The organism is Nonomuraea sp. NPDC005650, assembly GCF_040605375.1.
In the GTDB taxonomy this organism is placed as follows: domain Bacteria; phylum Actinomycetota; class Actinomycetes; order Streptosporangiales; family Streptosporangiaceae; genus Nonomuraea.
In genome coordinates, this window is record NZ_JBEXCR010000009.1 from 82242 (window position 1) to 99434 (window position 17193).

Consider the following 17193-nt stretch of genomic DNA (forward strand, 5'->3'; position numbering starts at 1 on the left):
GCTGAGGCCGGTCATCGGCCGAGGCGGTTGAGGTAGGCGTAGCAGGGCTGGCGGCGGAAGTCGTGGAACGTGGCGCACGGGTCCGCGCCACCCGGGATCGCCGGCGGCGGGTCCGCGCGCCGGTCCGGCTCCGGCGCGGAGCGCACCTGGGGCGGCACCTGGGGAGCGGGCGAGCTCGCCGGGGGAGGGACGGCCACCTCGTTCCGTGGCTGCGGCCTGGGCGGCGCCGACCGCTGCGGGGCCGTCGTCGCGGGCGGCGGCGGTACGGCGACGGAGACGGGAGGCCCCGTCTCGGGGTCGAGCGGGTCAGGAACGCGCACCCGGGGATGCGGGTGGCCGTAGACCGGTGCCAGGGGGTCCGGGGCGAGCGACGGGACCGCGTAGATCGACGACAGGGGATCCGGGGTGCCGCCGGTGGGGATCGGCGCCCCCGGCGAGGGAACGGCCTGGACCCAGGAGAACGGCGTGAGGGCGGCAGCTTCTTGGAACGATCCAACGGATCGGTCGGGGGCCGGCGTTGGGGACGAGAAATGCGATCTTGGAGAAAGCAGGCTTTTCCGCGCGAATTCCGGTGGACTTTGCGCGGGCGGTTCGTGGGAGTTTGTGAATGCCAGGAAAATGCCCGCGATCGCGGTCGCGAGCACCCCGGCAACTCCTGCGACCGGTGCGAGGTGGGCGCGGCGACCTGGGTAAACGGATCCACGGGGGGACATGTCGTGATTCCTTTGTGATTGGTGTGCGAGCATTCATCCGATGCGGCTAGTGTGGTCCATCACCCGCGGAAGCCGGTTAGCTTTCGCCGATACGACCGCAGGGAGCTGCACCACCATGCGAGATCCGATCGAGCCGGATCGTCACGAGGTCCTGTCCGGGCCGGGGGACACCCGCCTGGCGGACAAACCCCCGAAGAGCACCAAGAAGACCGCCGCCATCGCCGCCGCGGCGCTCGTCGGCGTGCTCGCGGCCGGCGGCGTCGGCTACCTGCTGGCCGCGAACCCCGCCGGCACCGTCCAGCCGGGCGGCGCCCGTCCCGCGCCCTCCCAGACCACCGGAGGCTCCGAGGACCTCGGGGGCGACGACGACGCCACCATGGGCGACGTCACGACCGACGCCCCGGCCGGCAGCCCCGACGACGGCAGCGTGGGAGACGCCGCCCCCGACCTGGGCACGGGCGACGAGCCCACCGGCGGCACGGGCAGTGACTCCGCCAAGGGCGGCAGGCGGCCGGCCTCGACGTCTCCCACCAAGTCCCCCGCCAAGCCCGCCCCCACCGGCTCCGCGCAGCCGGACGAGGGCGACATCCCCGCGGACGGCCCGGCGGGCGAGGTCAGCGGCCTGTGCTCCAAGAGCGGCTGCTGAGCGGACCGCGGTGAAGTGGCTCGGCGTTTGCGGCCGGCATTGGACCTACGCCGACGACCACCCCGGTCCGTAGGGTCGGGCCATGACGACTGACAGAGCCTCGGCCCTGCGTGCGCTGCACGTGCCGGGAGACCCCGTGATCCTGCCGAACGCCTGGGACGCCGCCTCCGCCCTGGCCGTGCGGGAGGCCGGGTTCCCCGCCGTGGCCACCAGCAGCGCCGCCGTCGCCAGGGTCCTGGGGTACGAGGACGGCGAGCGGACGCCGGTCGCCGAGATGATGGCGGCCGTCGCCCGCATCGCCAGGGTCGTGGACGTGCCAGTCACCGCCGACATCGAGCGCGGCTACGGGCTCGGGCCCGCCGAACTGGTCGAACGCCTGCTCTCCACCGGAGCCGTGGGCTGCAACCTGGAGGACTCCGGCGCCGGAGGGCTGATCGACCCCGGCGAGCAGGCGGACTTCCTGGCGGCGGTCCGGGCCGCGGCGGGTCAGGCACTGGTGATCAACGCGAGGGTCGACACCTACCTCCACGGCACGAAGACGCGCGAGGCGGCGCTGGAGCGCGGGCGGCGGTACCTGGAGGCGGGGGCCGACTGCGTCTACCCGATCGGGCTGGCGGACGAGGACGAGATCCGCGCGCTGGTGAGCGAGCTGGGCGCGCCGGTCAACGTCTACGCCGGGCCGGGGGTTCCTGGGCCGGCGCGGCTGGCCGAGCTGGGCGTGGGCAGGATCAGCTTCGGCAGCGGGTTGCACCGGGCCGTGCACGGTTATGCGCAGAGCATGTTCGCGGAGGTCAGGGCAGGTCGCAGTCCGTACTGAGCCGGCCGCCGCGTACGCTTGCCCCGTGCTTGTCGCCGCGGCCGTCTGCCCGCCCACTCCGCTGATCACCCTCCAGCTCGACGACCTCCGGACCGCCTGCCGCACGGCGATCGCCGCGCTCCACGACGCCCGTCCCGACGCGCTGATCGTGGTGGGCGGCGCGCGGGCCGCGACCGCGTACGGAGGCCAGGCGGCGGGCACCCTCCGCCCGTGGGGGATGGACGTCACGGCCGGCCGCGAGGGCCCCGTGCTCCCGCTGTCCCTGACCGTGGGCCGCTGGCTGCTGGACGACCGCGACCCGGACGGCTTCCAGTCCGTCGCGCTCGACGCGCCGATCGAGGAATGCCTCCAATTGGGCGAAAAACTAGGAAAAATCGCGCCAAAGGTGGCATTGCTGGTGATGGCCGACGGCTCCGCCTGCCTCAGCCCGAGGGCCCCGGGCAAGTACGACGAGGCCGCGGGGCCGTACAACCGCCTGATCGCGGAGGCCGTAGCCCAGGCCGACCCCGGCGCGCTCGCCGCCCTCGACCCCGCGCACGCGGACCGGCTGTGGGTGAGCGGGCGGGCCGCCCTCCAGGTGCTGGCCGGCGCGGCCGGCACGCGGAGGTATGAGGGCCGCCTGCTCATGGAGACGGCTCCCTACGGCGTGGGCTACTTCGCCGGCCTGTGGACCTGACGCTTCGGCACCGGGATCTTCATCAGGTCGCGGGCGAGCACGACCTCCCCGTCGAAGTGCCGTCGCACCTCCGCCACGAAGGCCGGCTCGTCGGCGAAGCCGTACCGCTCGGAGAAGTGCGTCAGCACCAGCCTGCGCACCCCCGCGTCCGCCGCCACCAGCCCCGTCTCGAACGCCGTCAGGTGCCCGTATTCCTTGGCCAGCGCGCTCTCCGACGACAGGAACGTGCTCTCGATCACCAGCAGGTCCACCCCCGAGGCCAGCTCGAACACGGTGTCGCAGAGCCGCGTGTCCATCACGAACGCCGCGCTCTGCCCCGGCCTGGGCACGCTGCACTGGTCGAGCGTGACCCCGCGCACGGAGCCCGTGCGCTGGAGCTCGCCGACCTCCGGGCCGCGGATGCCGTACGCGGCCAGCCGGTCGGGCAGCATGGTGCGGCCGGGCGGCTCCTGGACGCGGTAGCCGTACGACTCGACGGGGTGGGACAGGCGGCGCGCGGTCAGCGAGCCGACGGAGGCGAGGTCGCCGGAGAGAGGGTGCTCGGAGATCACCGAGGTGTCGGCGAAGGCGGCGGCGTGGCGGAGCCGGCGCCAGTATTCGGTGCCGGAGCCGGGGAAGACCGCGCGCACCGGGTGCCTGACCCTGTCGCGCGCGATGCGCTGCACGACCCCGGGCACGCCCAGGCAGTGGTCGCCGTGGAAGTGCGTGACGCAGATCCAGTGCACGTCGTGCGCGCTCACCCCGGCGTGCAGCAGCTGCCGCTGCGTACCCTCGCCGGGGTCGAAAAGGAAGCCTTGTCCATCCCAGCGCAGAAGGTAACCGTTGTGGTTACGGTGTCGGGTAGGAACCGCGCTGGAAGTGCCCAGCACCACCAACTCACGTGAGGACATGATGACCACAGTCGCGTTCGCCGAGGTGCCGACGCCGGTAGGGCCGTTCGTGCTGGCCGTCACCGAGGTCGGGCTCATCGCGTCGGGCTGGGGGTCCCGTCCGCCGCTGGCCGAACGTCTCGGCCTGGCTGAAGTCCATGATTCGGATCGTACGGCCTTCGCGGTCGCCGAGCTGAACGCTTATTTCGCCGGCGATCTGAAGGTCTTCAAGACGCCGGTGGACTGGCGGCTGATGGGCGGCTCGCGGCTGCGGGTGCTCCAGACGCTGCACCAGGTCCCGTACGGCACCGCCGTCACGTACGGCGAACTGGCCACGCGCAGCGGCTCCAGCGTGCCCGCCCGCGGCATCGGCTCGATCATGGGCTCCAACCCCATCCCGATCGTCGTGCCCTGCCACCGCGTGATCGCGGGCAACGGCCTGGGCGGGTTCAGCGGCGGCGAGGGTGTGGAGACCAAGCGCTGGCTGCTCACCCATGAGGGGTACCTGCAACCGACCCTGCTGGATTTCTAGGGCTTGGACCTCCAGCAAACTTGTCCTTGTGCGTCAGCAGCCAGTCATCGCCGTCGTGGGCCCCACGGCGGCCGGGAAGTCAGACCTCGCCGTGGACATCGCGCTCCGCCTCGGGGGCGAGTGCGTCAACGCCGACTCCATGCAGCTCTACCGGGGCATGGACATCGGCACGGCCAAGCTCACCCCCGCCGAGCAGCGCGGGGTCCCGCACCACCTGCTGGACGTCTGGGACGTCACGGTCACGGCCAGCGTGGCCGAATACCAGAAGCTGGCCAGGCAGGTCATCGACGCCGTCGAGGTGCCCGTGCTGGTCGGCGGCAGCGGCCTGTACGTGCGGGCGGCCATCGACGAGCTGGAGTTCCCCGGCACCGATCCGGAGATCAGGGCCAGGCTGGAGGGCGAGCTGGCCGAGCGCGGCTCCGCCCCGCTCTACGAGCGCCTGCGCGAGCTCGACCCGGTGGCCGCGGCGGCGATCCTGCCGAGCAACGGCCGCCGCATCGTCCGCGCGCTGGAGGTGATCGAGCACTCCGGGCGCCCGTTCTCGGCGACCATGCCCGGCTACGACGCCGTCTATCCGAGCGTGCAGATCGGCCTTGAGGTGCCCAGGCCGGAGCTGGACGAGCGGATCGCGCTCAGGGTCGAGCGCATGTGGCAGGCGGGCCTGGTCGAGGAGGTGCGGGGCCTGCTCGGGCAGGGTCTGGCCGAGGGGCGCACGGCCGGCCGCGCCCTGGGATACGCCCAGGTCATCCGCTTCCTGCAGGGCGAGTGGAGCGAGGAGCAGGCGATCGAGGAGACCGTCAGGACCACCAGGCGCTTCGCCCGCCGCCAGGAGTCGTGGTTCCGCCGCGATCCCAGGGTGCGGTGGCTGCCGTACGACGCTCCGGATCTGCTTGAGCGGTCCCTGGCGCTGATCTCCGCAAACCCGTTCGCATAAGCTTGCAAGATGCGGTTTCTTAAGGGGCACGGCACCGAGAACGACTTCGTCATCCTTCCCGACCCTGGCGGAGAGGCGGGCGTGACAGCCGCGCTCGTCGCCAAGATCTGCGACAGGAGAGCCGGGATAGGGGCCGACGGCGTGCTGGTGGTGACGCGCACCAAGGAGAGCCCTGAGGTGGCCGAGCACGCCGCCGTGGCCGAGTGGTTCATGGACTATCGCAACGCCGACGGCAGCGTGGCCGAGATGTGCGGCAACGGCGTGCGCGTGTTCGCCCGCTACCTGATCGACGAGGGGCTGGAGAAGCCCGGCGAGTTCATGCTGGCCACCAGGGGCGGCGTGCGCACGGTCCGCGTCGAGCCCAACGGCGACATCACCGTCGACATGGGCAAGCCCGTCGTGCACGGCCGCAGCGTGGCGACCGTCGGCGGCCAGGAATACCCGGGGCTCCACGTCGACATGGGCAACCCCCACCTGGCCTGCGCCATCGGCGATCCCGTCGCCCAGCTCGACCTCCACTACCAGCCGGGCTTCGACCCCGGCGTCTTCCCCGGCGGGGTCAACATCGAGCTGTTCAACCCCGTCGGCACCCGCCGCGCGGTCATGCGCGTCCACGAGCGCGGCTGCGGCGAGACCCGCTCCTGCGGCACCGGCACGGTGGCCACCGCCGTCGCCGCCGCGGCCCTGACGGACGAGACCACCGGCACGTGGACGGTCGAGGTGCCCGGCGGCTCGCTGACCGTCATCCTGGAGGAGGAGACGAGCTACCTTTCCGGCCCCGCGGTCATCGTGGCCAGCGGCGAGCTGAGGCTTGCAGAATAATGTTCTTCTGAGGGATGCTGGGTCCACTTCGCGAACTGAGAGGTGGACCATGGCTGACCCACGCACCACCGCGACGCAGGTCAAAGCGGCGATCGGCCAGTACGGCGGCGGGTTCATGGTCTCCAGAGAGGCCAAGGCCGTCTGCGAGGAGTACGGCCTCGGCCCCCGCGAGCTCTACTTCCGGGGCCGCTGCGGCGTGCTCGGCGAATGCGACGCCGACGTCGTCAATTCGGTCGTCGTTTTCTTCCCGCCCGAACACGTCGAGCAGAGCTGGAACGGCGGCCGCAAGCTCCCCGTCGAGCAGGCCGTCGAGCTCTACGCCGAGGTCTGCAGGGCCTGGGGCCGGCGCAGGCTGGGCGGCTACGAGGGCTGCGCGCGGCTCGCGGAGCTGCTGGAGCCGGTCGCCGAGGGCGCCTCGTCCGTGGGCGTCCCGCTGTTCGCGGGCTGGCGGGCCGTGCCGCTGCCCGACGACCCGCCCGCGCGGGCCGTACAGCTCATGCACGTCGTACGAGAGCTGCGTGGCGGCCTGCACGCCAACGCCGTGATCGCGGCCGGCCTGCACCCGCTGGAGGCCACGCTCGCGATCGACCACGACACGACGCCGTTCGGGGCGGCCAAGGGAGAGACGATCGCCAAGTTCTTCCAGTGGCCGGAGCCGTACGCCACGCCCGGCCCGGACGTCGTGGCGCGCCGCGCCGTGGTGGAGGAGACGACGGACGACCTGATGGCACCGGCATTTTCGGTCCTTGACAGTAGCGAATCGGACGAGCTGATCGGCCTTCTGCGTTTTGGGGACGCTCGTTGACCTGGCAGACTGGCTGCCCATGGACGTGGACATCTGGGCCTGGGTCGGCGAAACCCAGCAGCAGCTTTCCGAGGCGGGCAACGTTGGCCTCGCCATGGCGCTGGGAGACCTCCCCGCACAGGCCTACGAGGGCCGATATCCGCAGCTCGACGTCATGGCCCCCGCGATCGCGCAGCAGGCCGAGTCCCTTGAGCTGCCCTGGCTGGAGTTCTACGCCCGCTACTGGCACCTGATCGGGCGCATCGGCGACCGGGCGCAGGGCGCGGTCGCCGTCGACGACGCGCAGCAACTGCTGGCGTTCGCCCAGCGCGAAGACGTCCGCGAGTGCCCGGCCGCCCCGGCGGCGGTCGAGGCGCTCGCCATCGCCTGGGCCAACACCGACGGCCCCGGCCACGCGAGCGAGCGCCTGGAGACGCTGGGGGCGCACCTCGAGGGCCTGAGCCCGGAGAAGTCCGCCTTCACCGGCCTCGTCACCCAGTACGTCGCCGCGCTCATCGACGCCGGTAAGCCGGGCGAGGCCGTGACCTACGCCGAGTCCGCCGTCGAGCGGCTGCGGGTCGCGGGCCGTGAGGCGAGCTGGGAGCTCGGCGCCGAGAGCGCCCGCGCGCTGCTCGCCGACGGCCGCCCCGAGGACGCGCTCAACGCCCTGCAGGCCGCGGCCGAGTTCCAGGCCGACGACCCGGTGGCCAAGGAGCACCGCGACGGCGTGCGGCGGGCCCTGATCCTGGCCACGCTCGAGCGCACCGCCGAGGCCGTGGACGCGCTGCCCGACCTCGACGTGGTGGGCGAGCACCCGCGCGTGTTCGTGGAGTGGTCGCAGGCGGTCAGCAAGCTGGCCGGCTCGGCCCAGATCACCAACACCTGGCAGCTCGGCCGCGTGCTGCGCCAGTGGATCGACTACTTCGGCATGATGGGCGGCTACCGCGCCCGCGTCGAGCTCGCCCTGGTCGCCGGCGACCTCGCCGTCGCCCGGCAGGGCGTGTGGCAGGCCGGGCTGCTGGCCGACCTGGCCGAGTCCGGAGCCGCCGAGCTGCGCGAGACCGAGGGCATCGCCGACCGGGTGGCCGCGCTGCGGGCCGCCGCCGAGGCCACGTCCGAGCCCGAGGCCCCGGGGCCGCTCAGCGAGCGGGTCGGCCTCTTCGACGCCGCCGACGGTTTCAACGCCGACCCGGAGAGGTGGGTCGGCTGGCTGGCCCCGCTGTCCGGCGAGGACCTGGAGGCCACCCGCCGCCACACCACCACGCTCGGCTTCCTCGGCTACCCCGCCACCGGCGCCGACATCTACTGGAAGCTGCTGGTCGACACCGGCGACATCGCCGGCGCCGACGACGACGACGTGGCCTACCTGACCACGCTGCTCGTCGAGGCCCGCCAGGACGAGCGGCTGGAGCAGATGGCCGCCATGCTGCCGCACGCCGCCCAGCACCTCGCGCTGGCCCGGCTGCACAGCGCGCGCGAGCGCTGGGCGGAGACGGTCGAGGCCGGCGAGCACGCCGTCGCGGCCGGCGCCGGGCTCGAGGCCCGCCGCCTGCTGTCCGGCGCCGCCCAGCAGCTCGACGCCAACTCCAGGGCCGCCGAGGTGCTGCTGGAGGTGCTCGACGAGCTCGCCGACGAGGACGTCTGGCGCATGATCGTCATGGCCACCTCGGCGGAGGACTGGGACACCGTACGCAAGGGCGCCGCCAAGATCGGCATGCCGATCAAGGCCAAGGAGGGCCCGATCGAGGAGGAGATGGGCCTGATCAGGCTCATCCTCCCGGCGCCCGACGGCGGCCAGCGCCAGGTGCTGTCCATCCGCACCGGCCCCGCCACGGCCAGGCTCGCCCTGCCGCAGCCCCGCGGCATGGACTACAACGCCGGCGACTTGGTCGTCTTCGACCCGCAGCTGCTGGAGCCGGTGCCCGACGACCCCCAGGAGCAGCAGAACTTCGTGCCGCCGTTCGCCGCGGTGCGCATCCTGCGGCCCGGCGGCTACACCAGCTACTTCTTCGACGGCGCGGCGCCGAGCGAGGAGGACTGGGCGGAGTTCACCGAGGTCATGGCCGAGCGCGGCTGGCCCATGTGGGTCTACAGCGACGAAAACTACGCCGTCACCCACCCGAGCTCGGGCGAGTCGCTGCCCGGGGTGTTCGGCTGGGTCGCGGTCCCGCCGGACGTCTCGGCCTCCGAGGTCGACGCGCTGCTCGACGACGCCACCGAGCGCTGGGTGCACCCGCTGGCCTGGCTCGACCTGGCCCGCGAGATCGACGTCGAGATCGAGCGGCACGAGCGGATCGTCAAGGAATACGGCCTCTGACGGCTGCGTCCCGGGCCTCCGGGGGCGCCTGACCACGGCGTCCCCGGGCGCGCCGCGGCACGCCCCGCGCGCCGGTGGTGTGGTGCGGTGGTGGTCGGCGTCGTTGAGCGGTGCCCAGAATGAGCGGGAAGGCGGGATGTGGCGTGCTGGAGCGGTTCGCTCTCGACGGCAAGGTGGCGATCGTCACCGGCGCGTCCTCGGGGCTGGGCGTCGCGTTCGCCAGGGGCCTCGCGGAGGCGGGCGCCGACGTCGTGATCGGCGCCCGGCGCGCCGACCGGCTGGAGGAGACGCGGCGGCTGGTCGAGGAGACCGGCCGCCGGTGCCTGGCCGTGCAGACCGACGTGGCGCGTCCGGAGGACTGCGACGCGCTGGTGGCCGCCGCCGTCGAGGCCATGGGCGCCGTGGACGTGCTGATCAACAACGCCGGCATCGGCACCGCCGTGCCCGCGCTGCGGGAGACGCCCGAGGAGTTCCGGCAGGTCATCGACGTCAACCTGCTCGGCACGTACTGGATGGCCCAGGCGTGCGCGCGGGTGATGCGGCCCGGCTCGTCGATCGTGAACATCGGCAGCATCCTCGGCGAGACCACGGCCGGGCTGCCCCAGGCCGCCTACAGCGCCTCGAAGGCGGCGATCGTCGGCCTGACGCGGGACCTCGCGCAGCAGTGGACCGGCCGGCGCGGCATCCGGGTCAACTGCCTGGAGCCGGGGTTCTTCCATTCGGAGATGACCGAGCAGTTCAAGCCCGGCTACGTGGAGGCGGTCGTCGAGTCCAGGGTGGTGATGAAGCGGCCGGGCGATCCGGCGGAGCTGGTGGCCGCGGCCGTCTTCCTGGCCGGTGACGCGGCCTCGTACATCACCGGGGTGACGCTTCCCGTGGACGGTGGGGTCCTGCTCACCTGACGCGGGGTCTAGGAGTCGTGGCCGGCCACCGGCAGGCCGTTCGAGCACTCGATCCTGAGCTCGACGTCCGCGCCCTCCTCCGGCTCGAACTCCACCTTGGCCCTGCGGGCGGGCCCCGGCTCGACCGTGTCCACCGAGTAGTTCTGGGCCGGGCTCCACGAGCGCAGCGTGACCAGGTCGCCCGCGCACGAGGCGATCACGGTGCCGCCCGCGGTGCGGATCAGCCGGTCCTGGGAAGCCTGCGTCGTCGGGGTCGGGGTCAGAGTCGGGGTGGCGACCCCGGTCGGAGGGGCGCCGGTGGCGCGCTGGGTGGCGGTGTTCAGGGCCGCGCTGACCTCGGCCTGGCTGAGCACGTGGCCGGAGTCGCCGGTGAGGCCGGTGCCGAGCAGGGCGAGCACCGCCACGGCCGCGCCGGTCGCGGCGACGGCGGTGGCGGCCCAGGCCAGCACGAGTCTCTTCATGGCCTCACCATCCCCCATGTACGGCTAAGGCCAGGTTAAGGCGGCGCTAAGGCTGCTCGGGGCATCGTCATCGAGCGTCTACGTTCTTGTATATGGCTGACATCCTGCTCATCGAGGACGACGTGGCGATCCGGACGGCGTTGAGCCGCGGGTTGCGCGATCTCGGTCACGCCGTCTCCTCGTCCCCGACGGCGCTGGACGGGCTGCGGCTGGCCGTGCAGGACCGTCCCGACCTGATCGTGCTCGACCTGGGGTTGCCGGACCTCGACGGGGTGGAGCTGCTGCGGATGTTGCGGGCGGTCAGCAGGGTGCCGGTCATCGTGGCGACCGCGCGTGACGGGGACGCCGAGATGGTGCCGGTGCTGGACGCGGGGGCCGACGACTACGTGGTCAAGCCGTACAGCGCGGCGCAGCTCGACGCGCGGGTGCGGGCCGTGCTGCGGCGGGCCGGGGGGTCGGCGCCGGAGCCGTCGCTGGCGGTGGGGGCGTTGCGGGTGGACCCGCGGGCGCGTACGGCCACGCTCGACGGGACGGCGCTGGATCTGACGCCGCGCGAGTTCGACGTGCTGCACTATCTGGCCGCGCGGCCCGGCGAGGTGGTGACCAAGCGGGAGCTGCTGACGGAGGTGTGGCAGCTGCCGTACGGGGGCGCGGACAAGACCGTGGACGTGCACCTGTCGTGGCTGCGCAGGAAGCTGGGTGAGACGGCCGCCGAGCCCCGCTACCTGCACACGGTGCGCGGGGTCGGCGTCAAGCTGGTCGAGCCGTCATGACGTGCGGGTCGAAGGCCGCGGGGACACGGAGGGGCCGGTCGTGAGGCGGTGGCTGGCGTTGCTGGTGGCGGCGACGACGTCCCTCGTGCTGATCGCGCTGCTGGTGCCGATGGCGCTGCTCATCCGGGCCGTGGCCGAGAACAGCGCGATGGGCAGGGCGACCGCCGCCGCCGAGTCCGTGGCGGTCGCGGTGGGCACGCCCGACCTGGAGCTGGCGATGGCGCAGGTGCCGCGGCCGGTGACGGTGTTCCTGCCGGACGGGCGCACGGCGGGTGCGGCGGCGCCCCGTACCGACGCGGTGCGTCTGGCCGCGACCGGGCGCAGCGTCACCGCCGCGACCACCGGCGGCAGGGAGGTGCTGGTCTCCGCGCAGTCGGCCGGGGGCACGGCCGTGATCAGGGTGTTCGTGCTGGACGCGGAGCTGACCAAGGGCGTGCGCGAGGCGTGGCTGGGGCTGCTCGTGCTCGGGCTCGCGCTGGTGGTGCTGGGGATCGTCCTGGCGGACCGGCTGGCGCTGGCCGTGACGCGGCCGGTGGACGGGCTGGCGCGCGTCTCCCACCGGCTGGCCGGGGGCGACCTGACGGCTCGGGCGGAGCCGGGCGGGCCGCCCGAGGTGCGTTCCGTGGCGCTGGCGCTCAACCAGCTCGCGGGGCGGATCGACGAGCTGCTGGTGGCGGAGCGGGAGTCGGTGGCCGACCTGTCGCACCGGCTGCGTACCCCGCTGACCGGCCTCAGGCTGGACGCCGAGTCGCTGCGGGACCCGGAGGAGGCGGCACGGGTGCAGGCCCGAGTGGACGCCCTGGAGCGGGCGGTGAGCGCCGTCATCACGGAGGCGCGGCGCCGCTCGGCAGGGCGCGAGTCGTGCGACGCGGCGGCGGTGGTGGGGGAGCGGGTGCGGTTCTGGTCGGTGCTGGCGGAGGATCAGTGCCGCGAGCTGTCGATCTCGCTGCCCGACGGGCCGCTGCCCGTCGCGGTGGGCGCGCAGGAGCTCGCGGCCTGCGTGGACGCCCTGCTCGGCAACGTCTTCGCGCACACCCCCGAAGGGGCCTCCATGGCGGTACGGCTCGCGCCGCACCCGTCGGGGGCCGTGCTGGCGGTCGAGGACTCAGGGCCCGGCTTCGACCTGGAGCTGCTGGAACGGGGGAACAGCGGGGGCGGTTCGACCGGCCTCGGCCTCGACATCGCCCGCCGTACCGCCGAGTCCTCGGGCGGTCGCCTGGCCGTCTCCACGCCCGAAGGGGGCGGCGCACGGGTGGAGCTGGTCTTAACCGCTGCTTAGCGCGCGATTAGCGGAGATCGCGATTTCGTGGAGTCATGCAGATCACGAAGAAGTTCATCGCCGTCGGTGCCGGGGTCGTCGCGCTGGTCGCGGGCGGGGGCGTCGCCTTCGCCGCCACCACGTCCACGACCGCCGCGCCCACGATCACGGTCGCCGCCACCGGGGCCACGGCCGCCGCGCCCAAGATCACGGCCGAGCGGGCCATGGAGATCGCGCACAAGGAGGTGGCGGGGGCCTGGGTCAGCGAGGTCGACTACCAGACCAGGGACAGGCGGCCCGACGTGTGGGAGGTCGAGCTGACCAAGGGCGCGGAGCGCCACGAGGTGGACGTGGACGCGGCCACCGGCAAGGTCGTCAAGCACCAGAAGGACAGGGACGACGACCACGGGGGCCGTGACGACCACGGTCACGACGACGACTGACAGCCTCCCCACAGCCACCGGCCCACCGCGAGCGGCGGTGGGCCTTTCGCCGTGCCCGGCGTCAGCGGGTCATCTTCATGACGACCGGACGGTGGTCGGACGCGGTGCTCGACAGGACGGAGCCGCTCGTGGTGGTGACGCCCTTGGTGTACACGTAGTCGATGCGGGCGTCCCCGTGGGTCGGCTGGTTGGCATACTTGGCGCCGGTGTCCACCCAGCCCGCGGCCACGAACTTCTTCGACAGCGCGTCCGTGGGCGGCGCGTTGAAGTCGCCGGTGAGGATCAGCTGGGACCGGGAGCCGAAGTAGTCGCGCACCTTGTCCGCCTGGGCCTCGCGGCGGGCCACCGAGGTGGCCGACAGGCCGGGGGACAGGTGGGTGGTGAACACCGTGATCGTCGAGCCGCCGCCGAGGTCGAGCTTGGCCCCGGCCATGGAGCGGTTGACCGGGCAGGTCTCGAAGTCGGTGAGCGGGATCGTCACGCGCTCGACGATCTTGAACGAGGACAGGATCGCGTTGCCCGCCTTGCCGGGCTGCGGATCGTCGCAGGGGCCGGGGTTGTCACCCGCGCCGAAGTGGGCGTTGGCCGTGATGTCCCAGCCGAGCTCGTCGGCTAACTGCTTGACCTGGTCGGCGTCCGGCTTGCGATGGATCTCCTGGACGGTCACGATATTGGCGCCGCTGCCGCGGATCACCGCGGCGACGGCCTCCATGCTGGCGGTGTCACCCGCGATGTTCCAGTCGAGGACGACCAGGTTCGTCGCGGCGTGCGCCGGAGCGGGCAAGGCGGAGGCGGCGAGCACTGTGACCGCGGCCGCCATGGTCATTTTGATGAGTTTTGTCGCATACATGCCGTCGGATCTTACGGACCGCGTGACTGCCCGTATAGATCTTCAGCAGCTCTGCAGGATGGTCTCCATGGCGTCCTTCTCCGCCGACGTCACCCAGACGCCGTACTTCGTCTTCACGTCGATCTGGCGGGAGATGTAGGTGCACCGGTACGCCTTGCGCGGCGGCAGCCAGGTGGCCGCGTCGGAGTCGCTCTTCTGGCCGTTCAGCGGGCCGTCGACGGCCATGAGGTTCAGCGGGTCGTTGGCGAACTCCTTGCGCTTGTCCGCCGGCCACTGCTGCGCGCCCTTCTGCCAGGCGTCCGACAGCGGGATCACGTGGTCGATCTGGACGGCCGTGCTGGTGTCCTGGCCGCGCTTGAAGTTGATCGTCTTGCCGCTGTACGGGTCGTGCAGCGTGCCGGTCAGCACGATGCAGTCGTGGGTCCCGGCCTTGAACGTCTCGTCGTCCAGGTCCCGCTTGAGTATGTCGTTGCGGGTGTCGCACCCGTTGTGGTCGACGTCCGCCCACGCCGGGCCGAACTTGTCGCGGTCGAACCCGGTCTTCGGGGCGCGGCCCTTGACCGTTAACTTGTCGAGTTTCTTGCGGGCGTCCGAGACGGAGACCGAGTCGGACTTGCCCCCCTTGTCGGTGCCCGCCGAGGACTGCCCCTGCAGCCCGCCGCAGCCCGCCAGTACCGCCACCGTGGCCACACCGGCCATGAACGCCCGAACCCGCCGCCCCACGCCCACTCCCCAGACTTCGCCGAACCTTCGTAAAGTCTAGGTCAAGTGCCCATAAAAGGCCTTACTACGCCTCCTGGCGGTCAACGTCTGATCTTTTCCATTCCCGGGTCGAACAGCGGCTCGGCGGCGACCGTCGCGGGGACCTGGCGATCGAAGTACGAAATATCGACATCCGTCCCGGGTTCGGCGAGCTCGCTCGGCAGCCAGGCGTACGCGATGGGCCGCTGGATCGTGTGCCCGTAGGCCGCGCTCGTGACGTACCCGACAGTCCGGCCGCCGTGCCGTACCGGCTCCTTGCCCATGACCACCTCGGCGCTGAGCAGCGGCACCAGCCGGCGCGTGACGTCGGCGGTCAGGGCGTCGCGCCCGATGAAGTCCTTGTCCTCCCTGACCACGAAGCCCAGCCCGGCCTCGTACGGGTTGTGCGGATGGTCTCGTTGCCGTAGCGTTTCCCGCTTTCGCCGTCAGCGGCCAGGAACCAGCGCTCGGCTTCCACCTCTGCCGCCATCCGTCCTGGGTGAGTCCCGCGGCGTCCAGGTGGTGCCGCGCCCGGGCCAGTCGTTTGCCTCCCCGCACCACGCGTACCCGCCCGGCCTGCTGGTCGGCCCGCTGGCGCTTCAGTCGATCCTGCAGCACGCCCAGGCGGCGGGATTTGGCGAACCATTCCTGCGTCGAGCGGTATCCGCCCGGCTCCTTGCGGGTTCCCTTCTTCCCGACGGGCAGAGACAGCCGACTGGTGATCGTGGCGATGGCTGCCTGGAGGTCGCGGATGTGGTGGGCCTGGCCGCGGCGGCCCAGCGCCCACTGATCGTGGGACGTTTTGGTGATGGCCCCGGCCCAGCGCGCCGACGACTGCGCCGTCAGCTCGCGCTTGCGGGCTGCCCAGGTGTCGGCGCAGTGCTCCAGCCCGTCGGCGCACCTGGTTTTCAGGTCGGCGGAGGCCAGCGCGCCCAGGTGCGCGCCGACCAGGCGCAACACCTGCTCGTCTGCTGCGGTGAGGTGTTTGAGCCGGTCACGGACGGCGACACCGGACGGGCCGGCTACCACGAAAGCGGGGGCGATCGGACGCAGCTCAACCATGCTGGAGGGCCTCCGGCGCGATGCCAGCGCGGTCCGGGGCCGACCGATAGGCGCGGACGGTCGACGCTTGTGGATCGCGGCCGGACGGGCACGATGGCGGTGCGCACCGGCGCGACACCGGCATGCGGGAGGGGGCACCTACCCGCTGCACGTGCACATCCGCATCGCGAGCACCTGAACATGCCCGACATATCCGGTCTTGCGGCTGAAGTGGCGGAAGCCCTGAGGTGACAGGTCCATGTCGGTGAGCGGCTGCACCAACTCCCTCGCTTGCGGCCCCACACGCCCACCGCAGCACGTGCCCGGTGTCACATCGCCCACTCGCACCCCGCGGGGCGCGTGCGAGCTGGACCCGCCGACGGCGAACAGCGGCCCCTGGTCCACCACCGTGACGTCGGTCCACCCGCGCTCGGTGAGCTCGTCGGCGAGGGCGCAGCCCACGATCCCGGCACCTACGATCACCAGACGGGGCCGACTCATGACGCCTCCGGTTGTTCCTTAATGCGCAACACGTGCCGGATATGCATCGACGATAAAGCCCGGTGCACCTCCGAACAAGCCTGCCTTAACCTGAACGTGGATCATGGCATGTCGGAAAGGGGGGACATGGCGCAGCGCCGCTTGCTGGAGGGGCTCGGCGTCACGGTCGCCGAGGAGACGGCCTACCGCGCGCTGCTCAGGCACGGACCGGCGACGCTGAGCGAGCTCGCCGCCGAGACCGGCTCGTCCGCCGCGGCCATCCGCCGCATGCTGCCCAGGCTGGAGGACCTCGGCCTCATCTCCCGGGTGGCCGGCCGGCCGCTGCGGCTGATCGCCACTCCGCCGAACGTCGCCATCGACATCCTCGTCGCGCGCCGCCAGGAGGAGATCACGCACAGCAGGGCCGCCGCCGCGCTGCTGGCCACCGAGGTCGCCGAGCGCAGCGGGCCGCACCCGGAGGAGGTGCTGGAGGTGGTGAGCGGGCGCGACGCCGTGGCCCGCCGCTATCTCCAGCTGGAACGCAACGCCACGCGGGAGATGCTCGTGCTGGTGCATCCCCCGTACGCGGTGGACGTCAGCGACGACAGGGAGAATCGCAGACGGGCGGCCCACCAGGGGGCGCCCACCCGCGGCATCTACGGTCCGCAGGCGTTCGAGCACCCCGGCATGCTGGCCCACACGCGGCGGGCCATCGCCGACGGCGAGCAGGCCAGGCTCGGGCAGGTGCCGGTCAAGCTGGCCATCGCCGACGCCCGCACGGCCATCCTGCCCCTGGTCTCCGACGAGGACCAGGCCGTGGAGAGCGCGCTCGTGGTGCACCCGTCCGCGCTGCTGGACGCCCTGGTGGGGCTGTTCGAGACGCTGTGGCGCTCCGCCGTGCCGCTCCGCCTGACCGCCGAGGCCGGTCTGGAGCCCGAGGTGTGGCCGCAGACGCCCGACACGGAGGTGCTGGCGCTGCTGGCGGCCGGGATGAAGGACGACGCCATCGCCAGGCAACTGGGGCTCAGCCCGCGCACGGTGCAGCGCCGGGTGCAGGTGCTGTGCGAGCGCCTGGACGCCAGGACCCGCTTCCACGCTGGGTTCCTGGCCGCCCAGCACCGCCTGCTCGAATGA

General features: G+C 72.4%; 20 protein-coding genes. 13 read left to right on the plus strand and 7 right to left on the minus strand.

Translation table 11 applies throughout. The features are described 5' to 3' along the window. Positions 1 to 11 precede the first annotated feature (11 nt). Entirely contained in the window at positions 12 to 320 is a 309-nt protein-coding gene (locus tag ABZS69_RS17190) for a hypothetical protein (protein ID WP_355372736.1), read from the minus strand. A gap of 508 nt (positions 321 to 828) precedes the next feature. Between ABZS69_RS17190 and ABZS69_RS17195 the strand changes: the two genes are divergently transcribed. The 3 genes from ABZS69_RS17195 to ABZS69_RS17205 all read left to right on the plus strand — a co-directional run bounded on the left by ABZS69_RS17195 (position 829) and on the right by ABZS69_RS17205 (position 2852). Continuing rightward, on the plus strand, positions 829 to 1359 hold the full coding sequence (locus tag ABZS69_RS17195) for a hypothetical protein (RefSeq protein WP_355372739.1): 531 nt from the start codon (positions 829 to 831) through the stop codon (positions 1357 to 1359). A gap of 82 nt (positions 1360 to 1441) precedes the next feature. Further along, entirely contained in the window at positions 1442 to 2176 is a 735-nt protein-coding gene (locus ABZS69_RS17200; RefSeq protein WP_355372742.1) for an isocitrate lyase/phosphoenolpyruvate mutase family protein, read from the plus strand. 25 nt (positions 2177 to 2201) lie between these two features. Beyond that, entirely contained in the window at positions 2202 to 2852 is a 651-nt protein-coding gene (locus tag ABZS69_RS17205) for a hypothetical protein (protein WP_355372745.1), read from the plus strand. Here ABZS69_RS17205 and ABZS69_RS17210 read toward each other — a convergent pair. Beyond that, positions 2828 to 3742, minus strand: coding sequence for a ribonuclease Z (locus ABZS69_RS17210; protein ID WP_355372748.1), 915 nt, complete (start codon positions 3740 to 3742; stop codon positions 2828 to 2830). The genes ABZS69_RS17205 and ABZS69_RS17210 overlap by 25 nt on opposite strands. Here ABZS69_RS17210 and ABZS69_RS17215 point away from each other — a divergent pair. From ABZS69_RS17215 to ABZS69_RS17240, 6 genes are all read left to right on the plus strand, one after another. After that, a complete protein-coding gene (locus ABZS69_RS17215; protein WP_355372751.1) occupies positions 3741 to 4253 on the plus strand; it encodes a methylated-DNA--[protein]-cysteine S-methyltransferase in 513 nt (170 codons plus the stop codon). The two genes, ABZS69_RS17210 and ABZS69_RS17215, sit on opposite strands and share 2 nt — an antisense overlap. A 28-nt stretch (positions 4254 to 4281) precedes the next feature. Further along, positions 4282 to 5187, plus strand: coding sequence for a tRNA (adenosine(37)-N6)-dimethylallyltransferase MiaA (miaA, locus tag ABZS69_RS17220; protein ID WP_355372753.1), 906 nt, complete (start codon positions 4282 to 4284; stop codon positions 5185 to 5187). A 9-nt stretch (positions 5188 to 5196) separates the two neighbouring features. Further along, the gene (gene dapF / locus ABZS69_RS17225) at positions 5197 to 6009 is read left to right on the plus strand and encodes a diaminopimelate epimerase (RefSeq protein WP_355372755.1); all 813 of its coding nucleotides are present in this window, start codon (positions 5197 to 5199) and stop codon (positions 6007 to 6009) included. Positions 6010 to 6058: 49 nt separating this feature from the next. Then, entirely contained in the window at positions 6059 to 6814 is a 756-nt protein-coding gene (locus ABZS69_RS17230) for a hypothetical protein (protein ID WP_355372757.1), read from the plus strand. Between the two features lie 19 nt (positions 6815 to 6833). Then, a complete protein-coding gene (locus tag ABZS69_RS17235) occupies positions 6834 to 9110 on the plus strand; it encodes a tetratricopeptide repeat protein (protein WP_355372760.1) in 2277 nt (758 codons plus the stop codon). Positions 9111 to 9229: 119 nt separating this feature from the next. Then, positions 9230 to 10012 (plus strand): SDR family oxidoreductase, encoded by a 783-nt coding sequence (locus ABZS69_RS17240; protein WP_355372763.1) that lies wholly within the window; start codon positions 9230 to 9232, stop codon positions 10010 to 10012. A gap of 8 nt (positions 10013 to 10020) precedes the next feature. Here the strand turns inward: ABZS69_RS17240 and ABZS69_RS17245 are convergent, their stop codons facing one another. After that, positions 10021 to 10473, minus strand: coding sequence for a hypothetical protein (locus tag ABZS69_RS17245; protein ID WP_355372767.1), 453 nt, complete (start codon positions 10471 to 10473; stop codon positions 10021 to 10023). Positions 10474 to 10565: 92 nt separating this feature from the next. On the opposite strand from ABZS69_RS17245, the gene ABZS69_RS17250 reads away from it, so the two are divergent. From ABZS69_RS17250 to ABZS69_RS17260, 3 genes are read left to right on the plus strand one after another with little or no spacing between them, the layout of a single operon-like run. Next, entirely contained in the window at positions 10566 to 11246 is a 681-nt protein-coding gene (locus ABZS69_RS17250) for a response regulator transcription factor (protein WP_355372769.1), read from the plus strand. A gap of 40 nt (positions 11247 to 11286) precedes the next feature. Then, positions 11287 to 12525 (plus strand): HAMP domain-containing sensor histidine kinase, encoded by a 1239-nt coding sequence (locus ABZS69_RS17255; RefSeq protein WP_355372772.1) that lies wholly within the window; start codon positions 11287 to 11289, stop codon positions 12523 to 12525. 35 nt (positions 12526 to 12560) lie between these two features. Further along, a complete protein-coding gene (locus ABZS69_RS17260; protein WP_355372775.1) occupies positions 12561 to 12947 on the plus strand; it encodes a PepSY domain-containing protein in 387 nt (128 codons plus the stop codon). A 61-nt stretch (positions 12948 to 13008) separates the two neighbouring features. On the opposite strand, the gene ABZS69_RS17265 is transcribed toward ABZS69_RS17260, so the two are convergent. The 4 genes from ABZS69_RS17265 to ABZS69_RS17280 form a co-directional block, all read right to left on the minus strand. Next, positions 13009 to 13773, minus strand: coding sequence for an endonuclease/exonuclease/phosphatase family protein (locus ABZS69_RS17265; protein ID WP_355372777.1), 765 nt, complete (start codon positions 13771 to 13773; stop codon positions 13009 to 13011). Positions 13774 to 13839: 66 nt separating this feature from the next. After that, entirely contained in the window at positions 13840 to 14520 is a 681-nt protein-coding gene (locus ABZS69_RS17270; protein ID WP_355372780.1) for an HNH endonuclease family protein, read from the minus strand. Between the two features lie 80 nt (positions 14521 to 14600). Continuing rightward, positions 14601 to 14915 carry a glycine cleavage T C-terminal barrel domain-containing protein gene (locus tag ABZS69_RS17275; protein ID WP_355372783.1) on the minus strand — a complete coding sequence of 105 codons (315 nt, stop codon included), beginning with the start codon at positions 14913 to 14915 and terminating at the stop codon, positions 14601 to 14603. An 823-nt stretch (positions 14916 to 15738) separates the two neighbouring features. Continuing rightward, positions 15739 to 16080, minus strand: a complete 342-nt coding sequence (locus ABZS69_RS17280; RefSeq protein ID WP_355372786.1) for an FAD-dependent oxidoreductase — start codon at positions 16078 to 16080, stop codon at positions 15739 to 15741. A gap of 126 nt (positions 16081 to 16206) precedes the next feature. Here ABZS69_RS17280 and ABZS69_RS17285 point away from each other — a divergent pair, with 126 nt between their 5' ends. Then, positions 16207 to 17193 (plus strand): helix-turn-helix domain-containing protein, encoded by a 987-nt coding sequence (locus ABZS69_RS17285; RefSeq protein WP_355372788.1) that lies wholly within the window; start codon positions 16207 to 16209, stop codon positions 17191 to 17193.